Source organism: Eggerthella guodeyinii, from assembly GCF_009834925.2.
GTDB lineage: Bacteria > Actinomycetota > Coriobacteriia > Coriobacteriales > Eggerthellaceae > Eggerthella > Eggerthella guodeyinii.
The window spans coordinates 2,725,064-2,740,397 of the sequence record NZ_CP063310.1; the positions used below are offsets into that span (position 1 = coordinate 2,725,064).

13 protein-coding genes are annotated in these 15,334 nt (G+C 59.2%); 2 read left to right on the forward strand and 11 right to left on the reverse strand.

Annotated elements, in window-relative coordinates; genetic code table 11:
• Positions 1 to 35 precede the first annotated feature (35 nt).
• From GS424_RS11530 to GS424_RS11570, 9 genes are all read right to left on the reverse strand, one after another.
• The gene (locus GS424_RS11530; protein ID WP_015760901.1) at positions 36 to 1,637 is read right to left on the reverse strand and encodes an ABC transporter permease subunit; all 1,602 of its coding nucleotides are present in this window, start codon (positions 1,635 to 1,637) and stop codon (positions 36 to 38) included.
• A gap of 7 nt (positions 1,638 to 1,644) precedes the next feature.
• Positions 1,645 to 2,463: an ABC transporter ATP-binding protein gene (locus tag GS424_RS11535; protein WP_244977526.1), complete on the reverse strand. Its 819-nt coding sequence runs from the start codon at positions 2,461 to 2,463 to the stop codon at positions 1,645 to 1,647.
• A complete protein-coding gene (locus tag GS424_RS11540) occupies positions 2,463 to 3,458 on the reverse strand; it encodes an extracellular solute-binding protein (RefSeq protein ID WP_015760903.1) in 996 nt (331 codons plus the stop codon). The genes GS424_RS11535 and GS424_RS11540 overlap by 1 nt, the downstream gene beginning before the upstream one ends.
• A 102-nt stretch (positions 3,459 to 3,560) precedes the next feature.
• A complete protein-coding gene (locus GS424_RS11545; protein WP_160943311.1) occupies positions 3,561 to 4,409 on the reverse strand; it encodes a LicD family protein in 849 nt (282 codons plus the stop codon).
• Between the two features lie 4 nt (positions 4,410 to 4,413).
• Positions 4,414 to 5,544: a glycosyltransferase gene (locus GS424_RS11550; protein ID WP_160943310.1), complete on the reverse strand. Its 1,131-nt coding sequence runs from the start codon at positions 5,542 to 5,544 to the stop codon at positions 4,414 to 4,416.
• Positions 5,541 to 6,719, reverse strand: coding sequence for an oligosaccharide flippase family protein (locus tag GS424_RS11555; RefSeq protein WP_244977527.1), 1,179 nt, complete (start codon positions 6,717 to 6,719; stop codon positions 5,541 to 5,543). Before GS424_RS11555 ends, GS424_RS11550 begins: the two co-directional genes overlap by 4 nt.
• A gap of 110 nt (positions 6,720 to 6,829) precedes the next feature.
• The gene (locus GS424_RS11560) at positions 6,830 to 7,621 is read right to left on the reverse strand and encodes a LicD family protein (RefSeq protein WP_160943308.1); all 792 of its coding nucleotides are present in this window, start codon (positions 7,619 to 7,621) and stop codon (positions 6,830 to 6,832) included.
• Positions 7,599 to 7,979 (reverse strand): DUF2304 domain-containing protein, encoded by a 381-nt coding sequence (locus tag GS424_RS11565; RefSeq protein ID WP_160943307.1) that lies wholly within the window; start codon positions 7,977 to 7,979, stop codon positions 7,599 to 7,601. Before GS424_RS11565 ends, GS424_RS11560 begins: the two co-directional genes overlap by 23 nt.
• Positions 7,976 to 8,677, reverse strand: coding sequence for a glycosyltransferase family 2 protein (locus GS424_RS11570; protein ID WP_160943306.1), 702 nt, complete (start codon positions 8,675 to 8,677; stop codon positions 7,976 to 7,978). Before GS424_RS11570 ends, GS424_RS11565 begins: the two co-directional genes overlap by 4 nt.
• A gap of 215 nt (positions 8,678 to 8,892) precedes the next feature.
• Here GS424_RS11570 and GS424_RS11575 point away from each other — a divergent pair, with 215 nt between their 5' ends.
• On the forward strand, positions 8,893 to 9,996 hold the full coding sequence (locus tag GS424_RS11575; protein WP_160943305.1) for a glycosyltransferase family 4 protein: 1,104 nt from the start codon (positions 8,893 to 8,895) through the stop codon (positions 9,994 to 9,996).
• 6 nt (positions 9,997 to 10,002) lie between these two features.
• Here GS424_RS11575 and GS424_RS11580 read toward each other — a convergent pair whose 3' ends face one another.
• Complete coding sequence (locus GS424_RS11580) at positions 10,003 to 12,096, reverse strand: DUF6541 family protein (protein WP_160943304.1); 2,094 nt, start codon at positions 12,094 to 12,096, stop codon at positions 10,003 to 10,005.
• Between the two features lie 132 nt (positions 12,097 to 12,228).
• Between GS424_RS11580 and GS424_RS11585 the strand changes: the two genes are divergently transcribed.
• On the forward strand, positions 12,229 to 13,338 hold the full coding sequence (locus GS424_RS11585) for a glycosyltransferase family 2 protein (RefSeq protein WP_160943303.1): 1,110 nt from the start codon (positions 12,229 to 12,231) through the stop codon (positions 13,336 to 13,338).
• A 396-nt stretch (positions 13,339 to 13,734) separates the two neighbouring features.
• On the opposite strand, the gene GS424_RS11590 is transcribed toward GS424_RS11585, so the two are convergent.
• Entirely contained in the window at positions 13,735 to 14,754 is a 1,020-nt protein-coding gene (locus GS424_RS11590; protein WP_160943302.1) for a glycosyltransferase family 2 protein, read from the reverse strand.
• Positions 14,755 to 15,334 lie beyond the last annotated feature (580 nt).

The window sequence follows — 15,334 nt, forward strand, 5'->3', positions numbered from 1 at the left end:
GCGAACCTTTCCTCATTTGGCAAGCACCTTGTTCGCTAAGCCGCCGAAGCGGAGGGCGAACCGGCACGGTTGATAGCTTTCTTCACGCCCGCAAGCACCAGCTTGAAGGCAATGTTGGTGAGCAGAATGATCAACGACACGAACGCAGCGCACTCCGTCAGACGTTGCGCATCGAGGTCGGTGATAAGCAACGCGAGCGGCATGTCGAGCGTCGTGGACAAGAACGCCACGGCGGAAATGGTAACCATGCAGTTTACGAAGAAGTAGCCCACCATCTCGATGATAGTGCCCGTCGTCTGCGGGATGAGAACGTCCTTCAAGATGCTCCCCCGCCCGATCCCCATCGTGGAGCCGACCGCTTCCAGGTTCTCGTTCACCTTGCCCAGCGAATTGTAAGCCATGAGGTACGGCGAGGCGAAGAAGTGGACGAGGTTGACCAAGATCAGGATGGCGAACGTGCCGTACAGAAGGGAACCCTTGAAGAAGAGCACGTACGACAAACCCAGCACGATACCGGGGATGGCGAGCGTCGTGATACAGACGAGGTGCAGCATCTTCGCGAAACGGCCGCCCAAGCGAGCCGTCACATATGCCGCAAAATACGCAAGCGTTGTGCCGATGAGCGCAACAGCGCAGGCGATGATGATCGAATTGATCCAGTAATCGCCCACATTCATGTTGAGCGCACGGCCCACGTTGTCGAACGTCGCCGTCAAATCCACCGGATACTTCCGCACGAACGATACGAGCACGAACGATCCGAGCGGGAGGAGGATGGCCACCGATGCCACGATGCCGGCGACGTAGCCGATCGCGTCGCGCGCCACATTGCGCTTGATATCGAACGCTTTGGACACGAACGACGACTTCCCCTTGTCGGCATTGAGCACGTCGACGAGGAACGCCACCACGGCCGGTATGAGCAGCACGAAGCCGATAGCCACGCCCGTGTTGTAATTCAGCAGGCCGATAACCTCCTGGTACATGAGCACCGGCAGCGTCGTGGTCTTGCCGCCCACCATGAGCGGTACGCCGTAGTCGGTCACCACGAGCGTGAAGGTGGCGAACACGGCCGAGATGAGCGGCTTGCGCAGATACGGCAGCGTGATGCTGAGGAACTGGTTGACCTTCGGGATTCCCAGGACATCGGCGGCCTCGTACGGCGATGCATCTTCGTACTTGAGCACGTCGTACAGCAACAAGAACGCCGAGGGGAACGAGTACAGCACCGAACCCATCACGATGCCCCAGAACCCATACAGCGAAAAATCGAGCCCGAGCGCGTTCGTGATGACCCCGTTCGACCCGAGCAAGAACACCAGCCCCATGCCGAGCGCGAGCGAAGGGATGAGCATAGGGAGCGTCATGACGACGGCGATGACGCCCTTGGCGCGTATGTTCGTGCGGCAGAGCACCCACGACATCGCCAGCGCGAGCGCCAGCGAGATGACCGTCGAAGTAAGCGACACGCCGATGGAGTTGAGACAGGCAGCCTTGAACTGCTCCGTGCCGAACACCTCGGACGCCCCCGGACTCGCCAGTTGCGAGAACATCCCCAGCAAAGGCAGCACGGCAGCAAAGAGGAAGAAGGCAGCAAGAACCACCCGAGTGAGATTGAACGTACCCTTTCGCTTCACGAGCCGCCTACCGATCCATGAATCGCGCAAGCGAGTCCATTTTGATGTTGAGGTTCTTCACCACGAAGTCGGCAACGTAGTCGTCGGCCGGGTTGGCGATGATCTCCTCGGGCGCGGCCAGCTGGTGGATGCTGCCCTCCCCCATCACCATCACGCGGTCGGACAGCGCGAACGCCTCCTCCTGGTCGTGCGTGATGTACACCATCGTCGTGCCGAACTCCCGCTGGATGCGCTTGAGCTCGAGGCGCAGCGACAGGCGCGTTTCCACGTCGAGCGCGCTCATGGGCTCATCGAACAGGATGACCTCGGGATTGAGCGCCAGCGTGCGGGCGATGGACACGCGCTGCTGCTGGCCGCCCGACAGCTGCCGCACGCTCTTGTCGAGATGCTCCGCAAGGCCGAGCTGCTCGAGCACGCGTTGGGCGATCTCGCGCCGACGGGCCTTCAGATCGGGCTTGAACTTCAAGGCGTACTCGACGTTGCCGCGCACCGTCATGTTCTCGAACAGGGCGTAATTCTGGAACACGATGCCCATGCCGCGCGCGTCGGGCGACGCTGTCGTGATGTCGCGCCCGTCGAGGGCGATCGAGCCCTCGTCGGGTGCCAGCAGACCGATGAGAATGCGCAACGTGGTCGTCTTACCGCATCCCGAAGGTCCCAGGATGGAAAGGAATTCGCCATCCCGCACATCGAAATCGAGACCGTGCAGGACCTCGGATCCCTCGAAACGCTTAACTAAGCCGCTGATGCGAAGTTTCGGCTCGTCCGCAAGCGTCTCGCGATTTGACGTCGTGTCGACCATCGTGTGTTCCTGTTCGCTCGTCATCAGTACTTCCACTTCCCTAGCAACCGCTTTTTCTCGTCGATGTCGAACACGCCTTCCATGTCCGCGTAGTGCGTATCCTGCGGGTAGTTCGGGATCTCGGTATGTTGATCGACGAACACCTTGTCCGGGACGAACTCCTGCTTGTCCAGCAGGATGCCCGTGCTGAACATCCAATCCATAACGGCTCGCACCGCCGGCTTATCCTGCTTGCCGTCGACCACCGCCACGCCGTTCATCGTCCAAGGCGAGCCCTCCTCGAAGAACCGCACCTCGATGGGCACGCCCTTGTTGATCTCGGACACCGCTTGGTAGGTGAGGCCGAACCCGATCAACGCCTCTCCTTGCACAAGCGCGTTGACCGGCCCCGATCCCGACGACGAGAACTGGTACACGTTCTCGGCCAGCTTGTCGAAATACTCGAAGGCCGCATCCTCGCCCCGCGTGTTCACGAGGCTCTTAACGAAGTTGTAGCCCGTACCGGAAGATTTCGGATTCGCCATCGTGATGAGCCCACGGTACGTTGGATCGAGCAGATCGTCGTACGTCTCGGGGATGGCGATGCCGCGAGCAGTCAGCTCCCCGACGTTCATGGCAACGCATGCGCTCTCGCGCCTGAAGGGAAGGTAGGTACTCGAGCCGTCGAGCAGATCGTCTTCGAACACTTCGAAATCGTACGAGGTCAGCTTCGCCAGGCTCGGCTGAATCTGCCTGAGGTAACCGCCCTCGAGCATGAGAACGATATCGGCCTCGCTCGACGTACCCTCGTTCTGGAGCTTCGCCGCGCACGTGCCGGTCGACACGTAGTGCAAGCGGATATCGTACTGCGGCAGATCGCGATGCATGGCCTCGAGCAGCACCTCGTTCGCCTCGCCCTCGCCGCACGAGTAGATCACCACGGTGTTATCGCTCGCGGAGCTGCATCCCGACAAGGCAAGCGACGCAGCCGCACCCGCCGCAACCGCCAAAAACGATCGCCGGGTCATCACAAGGGGCATGCACATTCCTCGCTTCGCAATAGAATCAGATTATCGAGCTAAAGCATATCTATGTTGTTCATATTTGTAAAGGTTGTATAAAAAATGAACACCGCGCATAGATTAAACCACCGCGTACTCAGCATCCCCAAAATCAAGTTCAACCGGAGCGTGGTTGCGACGATGCTTCGGCGATGGAAGCTCGCGCCAATCGATGCCATACATGTCGTCAAGATACGCCTCAACGCACGCAGGAGCTGAAAACGCAGCCCCTTCGAACGTTATACGCTCAACCGGGAAGAGAACGCTTTCGGGAAAGTGCGCCGTAGCGCACGACAGAGCAGCGTAAGCCGAACCCGGATCGCTACCACCTTGCGATGCCCACGTTTCGAATCCCTCGACGATGCGTTCTCTGCTGAAACACCTCTTGACAATCATATGAGCCACTCGACACGCGCCCCTCTCCAGCGCGCCAAGCAATCCCGCATGAGGCACGGTGATGCATTTCGAATGGTAGAGGTACAACGCGCTCTGCCAAACCCGGCACATAAACCGCTGCCTCCAAGCGATCTTCTCGTCGGCGTGCAACCGATCGTAAGGAAAAACATCTACGAAAATACCTTGCGGAATCCCCGCTTCGACCGTCTCCTCAGTAAAGAATTTTGTACCGCGCTTCCACACTTTTGCGAACATGCCAGCCTGCTCATTGCATCTATGAGGATCGGCGACAACGTAAGCATCGCCAAGCGCCCGCGGGGCGATTTCCAGGAAACGCTCGTAATCGTGTCGCGGCATGCCCAGATCGACGTCGTCGTCCCAGGGTATGAAGCCGCCGTGACGCACCGCTCCCAGAAGCGTGCCCGAATCCAGGAAGTACCGGATCCCGTGCTCGCGGCACACCTTGTCGATATCGCGCAGGATATCGAGCTCGACCAACTGCAGTCTGCGCAATTCATCCTGTTCGTATTGCACGCCCCTACACTCCCCCCGCCGTCTTCTCCAGCACCTCCGCATAGTACGCGTCGAGCCATCGCGACGTATCGGAGATATCGTATCCGCTGCGTCGCGCGGCGTCCGCGCCTTCGGATCGGCCGGCACCGGCGCGAACAGCCCGCTCCACCGCGTCGGCCCAGACGCCGCTTCCCGCGTCGAGCGGCAAGCGGACGGTGAATTGCGGCGCGATCACCGCCAACTCGGGAACCCCCGTCGACAGCACGCACGGCACGCCGGCAGCTTGAGCCTCCACCGCGGCCATCGACAGACCTTCCGAAAACGAGGGGAACACGAACGCATCGAGGGCTTTCAGCACGTCGGCTACGCGATCGGTTACTCCGCAGAACACGACGTCGTCCTCAAGATGAGCTTCGCGCACAGCTCGTCGGACTTCCTCCTCGGACGGCCCCCTGCCCACCAGCAGAAGCTTGGCGCCCGGAATGCGGCGCCTCGCCTCGGAGAACACCTCGATAAGATACGTATGGTTTTTGATCGGGTCGAATCTTCCCACGTGGCCGATCAGAGGCACGCCTTCGTACCCGAGCAACCGCTTAGCCTGCTCATGCGCGATCGGATCGTTGGCGTACCGATCGACGTCGATCGCGTTCTTCACCACCTGAAACCGATCGCCCTCGACGATCGCCTTGCCGAACCGATCGCGACCGGCCTCGATCGAGCAGGCGAGGAACTCGTCCGCGACGAATCGGATGGGGTACGCAAGCGCCCTGAATCCCAGCTCGGGAACGGATAACGGGTAGTTTTGGGCATGGCTGTGAGCAATCGTCACGCGGCCCTGCCGTTTCGCCTCGCGAAGATACACCGCAGCGCTGCTCGCGATATGACCGTGCACGATAGGATGTTCGGAATGACCGGAGAAGAATTCCCGGCAGCGTTTGCGATAGACCGGATAGTTCAACAGCGTGAAACGAGGGAGGGCCCGGTACACCTTGCCGCCGAGGTCCTGGATCTCCTCATCGTAATCGCATACCCTCTGCTCGTGGACGAGAAAATCGAACTGCACGCGCGATCGATCGATCGCCCGGTACAGGTTCATGATCATGGTCTCGGCACCGCCTCGGTCCATAGCTCCGATGACGTGCAGGATGCGCATCATGCCGCCTCCCCCTTCTCGACCTCAGGACGCGCGCGATCGGGACCTCGGCGAATCGTCGACACGAGGAAAGCCAACAACGTGAGCACGCCCGCCAGACACGCGGCCGTTCCGGCGAAGCTCACCCCATTCATATCCCACATGGTGACGAAAGGAAACGTCAAAGGCACCACCGCGACGAACGCGACGGCGTTCCCGATAAAATTCGCCTTGAAGTTCCTCAGCGTGATCAGCAGGTCCCCGAAGAACCACAGGAACGCCGTCGCGACCGTAGACAAGATGATCGGCTGCAGCAGGTACACGTACGGTTCGATGCTCGCACCGAACAGCAGCTGCAGCGCCCACGACCCGATGAATTCCAAGACGATGGAGCATGCGACGCTCACCAGCACGATGCCGCCGACCGTTTTTCCAAGCAGCTTGAGGAACCCGGCTCGATCGCCGTTGAAGAAGTAGCGGGGAAACACATCGAGGAGCGGACCGTACAGATACGTCGCGCCCATTTGGATGATCAGCGCCGGAGCGGCTACCGAAGCGTAGATGCCGAGAGCCGCATCTCCCGAAACCGCCGCCAAATACTGCTTAGGGATGGTGAAGATCGCGCTCGCAGCCAAAGAAGCGAGAACCGCCGGCAGTGAGACCTTCAAGAAGTACCACGCCTTGCTGCGCGACAGGCGAACGGAGATGCGCTCGAACCGCCGCGTCCTCGGAATGTCGAACAAAGCGAGCACGAAAAGCGCGGCAAGGGTCATGGACACGATGGCGACGTTCAGATTCTGAGTCGCCCAGAACGCCGCCACGAAGGCAACGAGCGTGCTGACGCCCTGGGCAATGAAGGATTTTCCGATATAGTCCATACGACGATGCTGCTGATCTGCGCCATGCAGGATATCGATGAGCAAGCCCACGGCTTTGAACAAGAAGAACAGCGCGATGGTAAGCAACGTATACGGCGCGCACGTCAGATACGCGTACACCATGCATGCCACGAACGCCAGCCCCAACGTCAAGCAGCGGAAGCCCAGGTATTCGCTCAGCTCGTTCTCGTGCTTGATATCGGAAATCTGATAGGTCCCCATCTTGTAGTTCGCGAACGTGCCGAAGATCCCCACGACCGACATCGCCAGCGAGAGCAGGCCCGCATCGTCGTAGCCTGCAGACAAACGCACGACGAACACCGTCGTCAGCCATTGGCACGCCAAATACGTCATCGAGCCCGCAGAGTTCCACAGCATGTTCTGTTTCGTGGACAGGGGCTGCACGTCATGGCCCGAACGAGACGACGGCCTCATAGGCGGTATGCCTCGAAGGTGTGGATTGCACGGTCGCCCTCGGACGGCGGCGTGCGCCAGTCCCCGTACTGGATCTCCAGGAACCGCTCGTAACCCGCCGGTGCGGAATACGTCCTATCCTCGAACTGCATCTCGATCGGCTCGAAGAGGCTCTTCGGGAACAGCAAGCTCGTCTTCCCCTCGCCGACGACGTCGGCAACGGTGTCGGACCCTTCGGGGCAGGCGCCGCGAGCGTTCTCGTCGATGGCGCACGCGTACTTCAACGCATCGAGCCGATGGGCGAACGGACACACCACCCGTTTCACGAGCTTCACGAAGCCGTTCGTTCCCACCGACGGATCGGTCACGATGAAACTGCGCGTCAGGGACAGCCGAGCGTTCCTCCTGAACGGCGCTCGGTTCTCGGGATCCACGTCGTCGAGCGGGAACAAATCCACCCACACGCCCGTAGCCGTGCCCTTGTCGACGAAGTTCTCCAGAACGCGCGTCGTCGTGTCGACCAGCTTCACGAACGGGTATATCGATTCGCCATCGCGGTACGAAGCAAGCGCGAACCGATCGCTCGATTTCCACCCGTCGAATCCCGAGAGCAGACGTTCGTACTCCGAACGCAGCATGACGACGTCCATATCGTCATCCCAAGGAATGAACCCACCGTGCCGCACGGCCCCGAGCAGGCTCCCGTACCCGAGGAAGTAGCGAATATCCTGCTCGCGACATACCCTATCCAGCTCGTCCATCAATTCGAGCTGGATGGCTTTCATGTCATCGATCGTCAGACGCTCCATAGCGAAGCTCACCGCCTTCGCACTCCCTCGCTCGCGCCTCGCGCAACGCTTGCTCCTGCGCAAGCGCAGCAAGCTTGCTGCGCAGTTGCGACAGCTCCACCGTAGAGTTGAACTCTCGGATGACCAAGGCCGCTATCACGTACAAGAAGACGAAATTGGCGGGCGACTCGATGGCGAGCAGATCGGAAAAGAAAAATGCGATCTGGGGAAACAGGGCCAGAAGCACCAGGCTGACGGCAAAGAGGAACCAGAAGGTCGAATCGGCTATCTTGACCTCGGACTTGCGAATCCTGCGCAAGACGAAAGCGAGCGCGCATATCGCGCCGCCGATGAGGGCAACTTTGAACAGGATGGTCATCGCTTCCTCCTGAACCACTGCACAAGCAGGATGGAGATGCTGATGCGCAGCATGTACGAAACCGACTTCGTGAAGCTCAGGTAGCTCTCGCCAGCCGTACGCTCGCGCATCTCCACCTGGACCTCTTCAACCGTGCAACCTCGCCGCATCAAGAAAGAGAGCGTGTCGGGCTCGGGCCCGAAATCGAGCTCATGGGCGAACAGGGGGATCATCGAAGCGTCGAACAGCCGCATACCCGACGTCGGATCCTGAATGCGCTTGCCGGTCGTCAGGAAGATCATCGCCGTGATGAGGGCAGACCCCGCCATGCGAGCGGAAAGCGGTTTCTTTCTCGCGGAGAAGCGCGAGCCCACGACGATGTTGGCGCCGGTGCGATCGGCAGTGGCCACCATTTCCGCTATATAGGCCGCGGAATGCTGCCCGTCGGCGTCGAACTGTATCGCGTAGTCGTATGCGTGCGCGCACGCATACTTCATCCCTGTTTGAAATGCGCCGGCAAGACCAAGGTTGACGGGAAGAGAAATGAAATGATAGCCACGCTCTTCGCAAATGGAGGCCGTCGCGTCCTTTGACCCGTCGTTGATGACCACGTAATCGACTTCGGGAGCATGCCGCTTCAAATCCTCGATCGTCGAGACGATATTCGCTTCTTCATTGTATGCCGGAATAACGGCGATTACCCTCGTTTTGCTGTCCATAGCCCTTCGTTTTCCGCCCAAGCAGGTTTTCCGATAGGCGCAGAGCACCACCGAAAACGTCGATGTTCCATTCTAACGTTGGAGTGACATAAAAGCGAATCAAATCGTATAATGGATGGATTCGGCCAGTTCAATTCAAGGAAGCATGGAAGATACTCATGTCATCACCGTGCATTTGCATATTCTCCGCGCTCTATCCTCCCAGCATGGGCGGCGTGGAAGCGTACACCGAGAACCTCGCGCAGACATTGGCTGAAGCAGGCTATCGGATCATCGTGGTGACGCTGGCAACCCACGGCTCGAGAGGAACCGCCGTCGAAAACGGCATTGAAGTAGTGAGGCTCCCTTGCAGAGGATGCCTGAACAACCGGTATCCCGTCGCACAGAAAAACAGCCGATACCGAGCGCTTTGGTCTCATCTGCAAAACGAGCGCATCGATTACGTTATCGTCAACACAAGGTTCTATCTGCATTCCCTCGAAGGTCTTGCGTTCGCTCGGGCAAAAGGCATCGCACCGATACTCATCGAGCACGGATCCGCACATTTGACGACGGGTAGTCCCCTCGTCGATGCGGGCGTCAAGCTGGTCGAGCACGCCGTGACGCGTGCCGGGCGACGATACGCCGCCTCGTACTACGCCGTATCCCGTAAGTCGAGCGCATGGCTCTCCCACTTCGGCATCGCCTCGCAAGGCGAGCTCCCCAACGCCATCTCGGCCGATGGCTACGTATCCAATGCGAGCAAACGCGATTTCCGAAGCGAGTTCGGTTTACCGAACGATACCTTCGCTGTGGCTTTCGTTGGTCGACTCGTTGGAGAAAAGGGGGTTCTCGAGCTCGCACAAGCCGTTGCAGAGTGGTCATCCGCGCAAAGTATTGCCCTGTTCGTGGCTGGCGACGGACCGCTCCTCGAAACGTTGCGGACGCAAGCAAGCAGCCAGTTGCACCTCCTTGGCAAGCTTTCCAGCGAAGACATCGCCGCACTGCTTATGCAGGTCGATGCCTTGTGTCTCCCCTCGCGGTCCGAAGGGTTCGCCACGACGCTACTTGAAGCAGCTGCCTGCAGCACCCCGATCATCGTCACCGACGTCGGCGGCGTGGACGAGCTCATCCCCGATGAGAATTTTGGGACCGTCATTCTCGACAAGACGCCCGAAACCATACGTCGAGCGCTTGAGCGAGCCGTCGAAAACCGTCAGCAACTGCGATCGCAGGGGCAGAACGTTGGGCGGCGCGTTCGTTCCGAATGCTCCTGGGAGAAAACTGCCGAGCACGCTGTTGAAGCATGCCGACGCGCCCAGGAGCGCCGAGGCCTGTAGCCAAGGCTACGCTGCGGTGATTCGATACAAGCGCATATCGTCCCTGCTCAGCACGATTTCGAATCCGGGAGTATCGTCATCGACGGAATCGATGCCTTTCCAGTTTTTCCCGTTCTCATACGTGAACAAGCGAGGACTTTCCTGTTCGGACTTTCCCTGATCGAGCACGATGAGGTACTCGGCCCCGATCTTATCGACCGCATCGCGGACGTCTTGGTTGGCGGAAATCTCAGACAATTTGCTCCTGATGAGTTCGCTTTCCTCTGTTTCGTCGTCTTCGCCGTACGTTCTCAGGTAGCGATAATACACCCGCGCCCCATCGACCGCATAAGCGAATGCAGATCCGTCGTCGGGTACGTTGATCAACAATGCATCCTCGGGAAGGACGGACAGCGCCTCTTGAACGAACGCACGCTCGTCCGCACCGTACACGCGCAACTCGTCTGCGTCGTTTTGCCGATGCATGTACGACATCGTCCATTCGAGAGCCGTCACCTTGACACCGTCGACGGGCAGAGCGATGCCAGGATAGTAATTCGCAAGGACGAAAGCGACCGCCACAACGCAGGTTCCACCGATTCCGATCTTTCGAGGAGAAGCCTTCGGAAACATCCGCTCCGCCAACCGGCGGAGACCCTGTGCCGCCGCCCATAAGCCCATACTCGCCAAAGGGATGGCGAACAAGGCCGCCGATGCCGCGACGCGGCACGAATCGGTATACCAAAAACCCGTGAGTAAATGCTGCAGGGGACCGTCGGACGATGCATCGACGATATAGAGCAGCGCCATGATCGCATACGAAACCGAGAGCCAGAGATATTCTCTCCTACGCAGCGTGTAAAGTGCGCCTACGATCACGAGTGCGGCGAGAACAACCTGGACGCCGCCCGCACGAAAACCCAGCAAAAGGGTATCGACAAACGCTTCGGGCTTCGAAGAAATCGCCGGCCACGAATGAGACACGACGCTCTGGAGAAAAGGCGCTTTGTACAAAACGTACCACACAACAGCCATTGCCGCGCACGCCCCAGCGCAACATGCAACCTGCACGAGCCGCTGGCGCCCAGCCGGTACCGGGATACGACTCGCCGCCCGGTACGCCTGCCGAGCGCAAAACGGTGCCAGGAACACCGCCGCCGTGAAAGCCGCGTTCGGCTGAGCGAACGCGCAGCACAGCATCCCCATGAAAAACAGCAGCGCCGCGGCCGCGCGACCCGCAATGCCCACCCCCTTCGAGAACAAGCTCATGAAGGAAAACAGGACGAGCGGTAGCAGGCAGAACGCGATCATGTTCGGGTACAAGGGCCCGAACAACAGCAACATCCAGGGAAAAGCGGAGAACGCCAGCGCGCAGAGAGAGCCCCATGCAACAATGCCGGGCTTCTTCGGAAACATGATTCGCATGAGCAAGAACATGCCCGACGGAAACACCACGGCAATAAATGCAAAATTCACCGCGTTCGCCGCAAGCGCGGTGGAAACCCCCAGCACGCTCACCACAAGCGCGCACAAGCAGTTCCAGGCGGTTGGATAGTACCCGACGCCGGGTAGAGGATTGATGGCGGAATCAGCTGCGGACGCATACAGGGTGGCGGCAAAGGGCGACCAGTTGCCCGACTGGACGAAACCGAGCGTTACGCCCAGATGGTGCACGTTATCGTACTCTTGAGGGAAGGAATCGGGGCCGTCCAGGAACAGCGCGAAGCAGGCAGCGGAGACGACGAGCCCCACCAGCACGTACAATCCGAGCAGCACCCAGTCGGACGTCCATCCCCCTTCGCGCCCCCCAGCGACGCGAGGATCGCCATCTGGCGAGAAGCGAGCACCGCACGCCACCTCAATCCCCCGCCCCAAGATGGAACCTGCGACGAGCGCAACCGTCCCCACGAGAAACAGCGGGATGACAAGGGTCATCCAAGAGCTGAAGACCCCGAGCTTCGCATACAGCAAGCAAAGCAGCAGGTACCCCACGATGGAAAGCAAAGGGGCGGAAACGAGCGCGGTAAGGCGAGGCAGTCGGCATGCCCGAAGCAACAAGAACCCCGGGACGTACAAAAAGACGATCCCCGCAAGAACCGACACGACAAACATGCTCCACATAAAAGCGGTCTCCCCTCGCCTTTTACCAGTATTCTCGGTATTTTACGCTATCATGAACGAAAGTAGGAAACTTACTCAGATCCGCCCTTCGCAATCGCGCGGAAGGACGGCTGTATCGAAGGAACGGACCCCATGAGCACATCGCAGCCCCTGATCAGCATCATCGTTCCCATATTCAACGCCGAGCCGTATCTCGAACAATGCCTCGACAGCGTTTTGGCGCAAACGTACCGCGAGCTCGATATCATCTGCCTCAACGACGGCAGCACCGACGGTTCGCTTGCCATCATGCAGGCATACGCCGATCGCGATGAGCGCATCCGCGTCATCGACAAGCAGAACCAGGGCTACGGCGCAACTTGCAACCGTGGTCTTGAGGAGGCACGCGGCGCATGGATATCCATCGTCGAGCCCGACGACTGGATCGAGCCCGGCATGTACGCCGACATGCTCGCCTTCGCAGCAACGCTTGACGGCCCGGTCGACATCGTGAAAACCCCGTACTGGCGCATCTGGATGCCCGACACGCCCGAGCAGCGCAAGCTGAACTGCAGCTATCGCAACCGCATCAAACCGCCCCGTCAGCCGTTCGTCATCCGCGACGCGGCGCATCTGTTAACCCACCATCCGTCAATCTGGTCGGCCGTCTACCGGAAGCCGTTCCTCGACGTACACGGCATTCGGTTTCGCGAATATCCCGGCGCTGGATGGGCTGACAATCCGTTCCTGATTGAAACGCTCTGCCAAGCCGAGCGCATCGCCTACCTCGACAAACCGTATTACTGCTACCGGGAAGAAACGCCCGAGAAGTCGAAGTCGTTCGCGCTCAACAACACGTTGTTGCCCTTCGAGCGCTGGAACGACATGATGGACGTGCTCGAACGCATTGGGATGGACGACGAAACCGTGTTGCGTGCCCACAACAGCCGCGGGTTCACCTATTTGAGCGGCGTGCTCGAAGAAGTCGACCTGTCGCACGAAGAGGTGCGCACGGCGGCAACCCGCATGTTCGAGCGCATGGATGCCGATCTCGTGTTGTCGGATGCCGAGATCCCGCCCGGCTGCAAGCGGATGTTTGCCGACCTGCGCAGCATGCCCGAACCACACGTCCGGTCGACGCCGTACGTGTGGGGGCTTGTCAAACAGGGGCTGTACAACCTAAAGAACGTGGGCCCCTCGTTCACCTGGTACACACTGTCCTGCTATGTTAAGAAAAAGAGCAGACGCGAAGGCAAGGAATAAAGAAAGGCTCCGAACTACGCGTTCGGAGCCTTTCTTGCAAGCGGGCGTTTGCTACGCGGCCGCAACCTCGGAAAGCGGCATTACCGTCTTCGGTACGCCGCCCTGATCGGCGACCTCTATGACCTTCTTCCACGTTACCTCGTCGCGCGGCACAACCACATGTCATCGCGCTCTTCCATGGCGTACTGGTTCGGGAATCGTTGCCAACGACCAACACGTAAAAGGGATCGTTTTGCGCTTCTTTCATAAGCTGGGTGCCCGAAGTACTCTCTTCGGCTTGCTGCTGTTGGCAACCGGCCAAAAGCAATCTCGAGAAAACGCCGCACGCAACGACGGCGGAGCATGCGATTTTCCTAAGTTTTACGAATACCATTCCTTTAGAGCATCGGCCAATGGCTAGCGACCGATGCGCTCCTTCAGCCAACAAGGCAGAGCCAGGATAGCACGACCCATGCGGTACGTCATCGACTCAATGTACTCTTTACGAACTCCTCTCATTTCGCGAGCATGTTCGATGACGTGAAGACGAAAGGACAGCTCCTCGTCGCGCAACAGTTGGCAAGCGCGCTCGTCGAGCGCCTCCTCATCAATCGAAAGAGCATCGAAAGCCGCCAAGTCGTAGCAAAAAGCAATATGGCGCAGCAACGCCTCATCGAACGCGCGAGTGCCCCGAATATCCGTGCGCAGCCATGCCTCAAGCTCGTAAGCGCTCTTGAAATGCCCGTACACATGCTTGATTCCCCGCTCCTCGGTCATGGTGGAACCCGGTCGCACCCTGCGAACGTACAAAGGCTCATTCATGAAAGCCGCGCGTCGTGCATGGGCGAGCATCATGCAGGTGAACAGATTGTCCTCATGAACGATGCCTTCGTAAAAGCGAATGCCTGAAGACTCAAGGAAATCGCGCCGTATGAGCTGCATGGCGGGAGATACGCAAAACGAATCCGTTTCGGCAAAACGCACGAGCAACTCCCGCCCCGTCATGTTGCCGCATATGTCCTCGCGGTTATCGTAGTCATCGCGATATCGCTTTCGCGTACGAGAGTTCTCGTATTCGGAGCGGGCCGTGAAAAACAAATCATCCAGCCCGTCGCGTTCTGCTCGATCGTACAACGTTTGCAGCGCGCGCTCTTCATAGTAATCATCGGAATCCAAGAACAGCAGATACTTCCCCGTCGCTCTTTCGATGCCGACGTTTCTCGCAGCCGACTGACCGGCATTCGCCTGAGAGACGAACGAGAACCTCTCGTCCCCTTTCGCTGCATCCTGCGCGAAATACAGCGTATCGTCGGTCGATCCATCGTCAATGCAGATGACTTGAAAGTCCCGAAACGTCTGCCGCCGAAGCGACTCTATGCATTGTCCGACATAGGAACGAACGTTGTACATTGGAACAATGACCGATATAGCAGGCATGCAAGGCTCACCTTTCCATCGACGCGAAGAGCCGCGCTAGCACTTCGCGAACACTATGCCGCCGCGTCGAGCGCCTGCGGTACGACAGCCGTCGGCATCCTGTTCGGAGCCCATGAATAGTGCACTGTTGAGCACGCCGGAATACCACAGCGCATAGCCGCCGACCGCGGGCAAGATCACAAGAAGAGCCGCGAGCGCAGACACACCAACAAGCTTCGACAAACGCGATCGTTTGCGCTTTCTAACGCAGTCGGGATAAAGCTCTTGAGCGGTATGGCGGCTAACCGCTCGGGGCGCATACGAAGCGCCTCCAGAAAGATAACCTCGCTGCGTGCGAGATTGCTGGACATGCGGATGGGGGGCTTCTCGGCCCGAATGCGAGTTAAAGCCACTCGGCGAAAGGGAAGGTCTCTGCGCGTGATGCCCAGTCGGGCAAGCGTTTCCATTCACGAGCTTTCCGCCCTGAAACCTGCCCCTGGGTATCCCCTTACGAGAACGGTCAGGCCCCGTCAACAATGCACCTCCCTAGTAATCAGAAACGAATGCAGATCATAATAGCACAGAGCCGGACTCTCCCTAA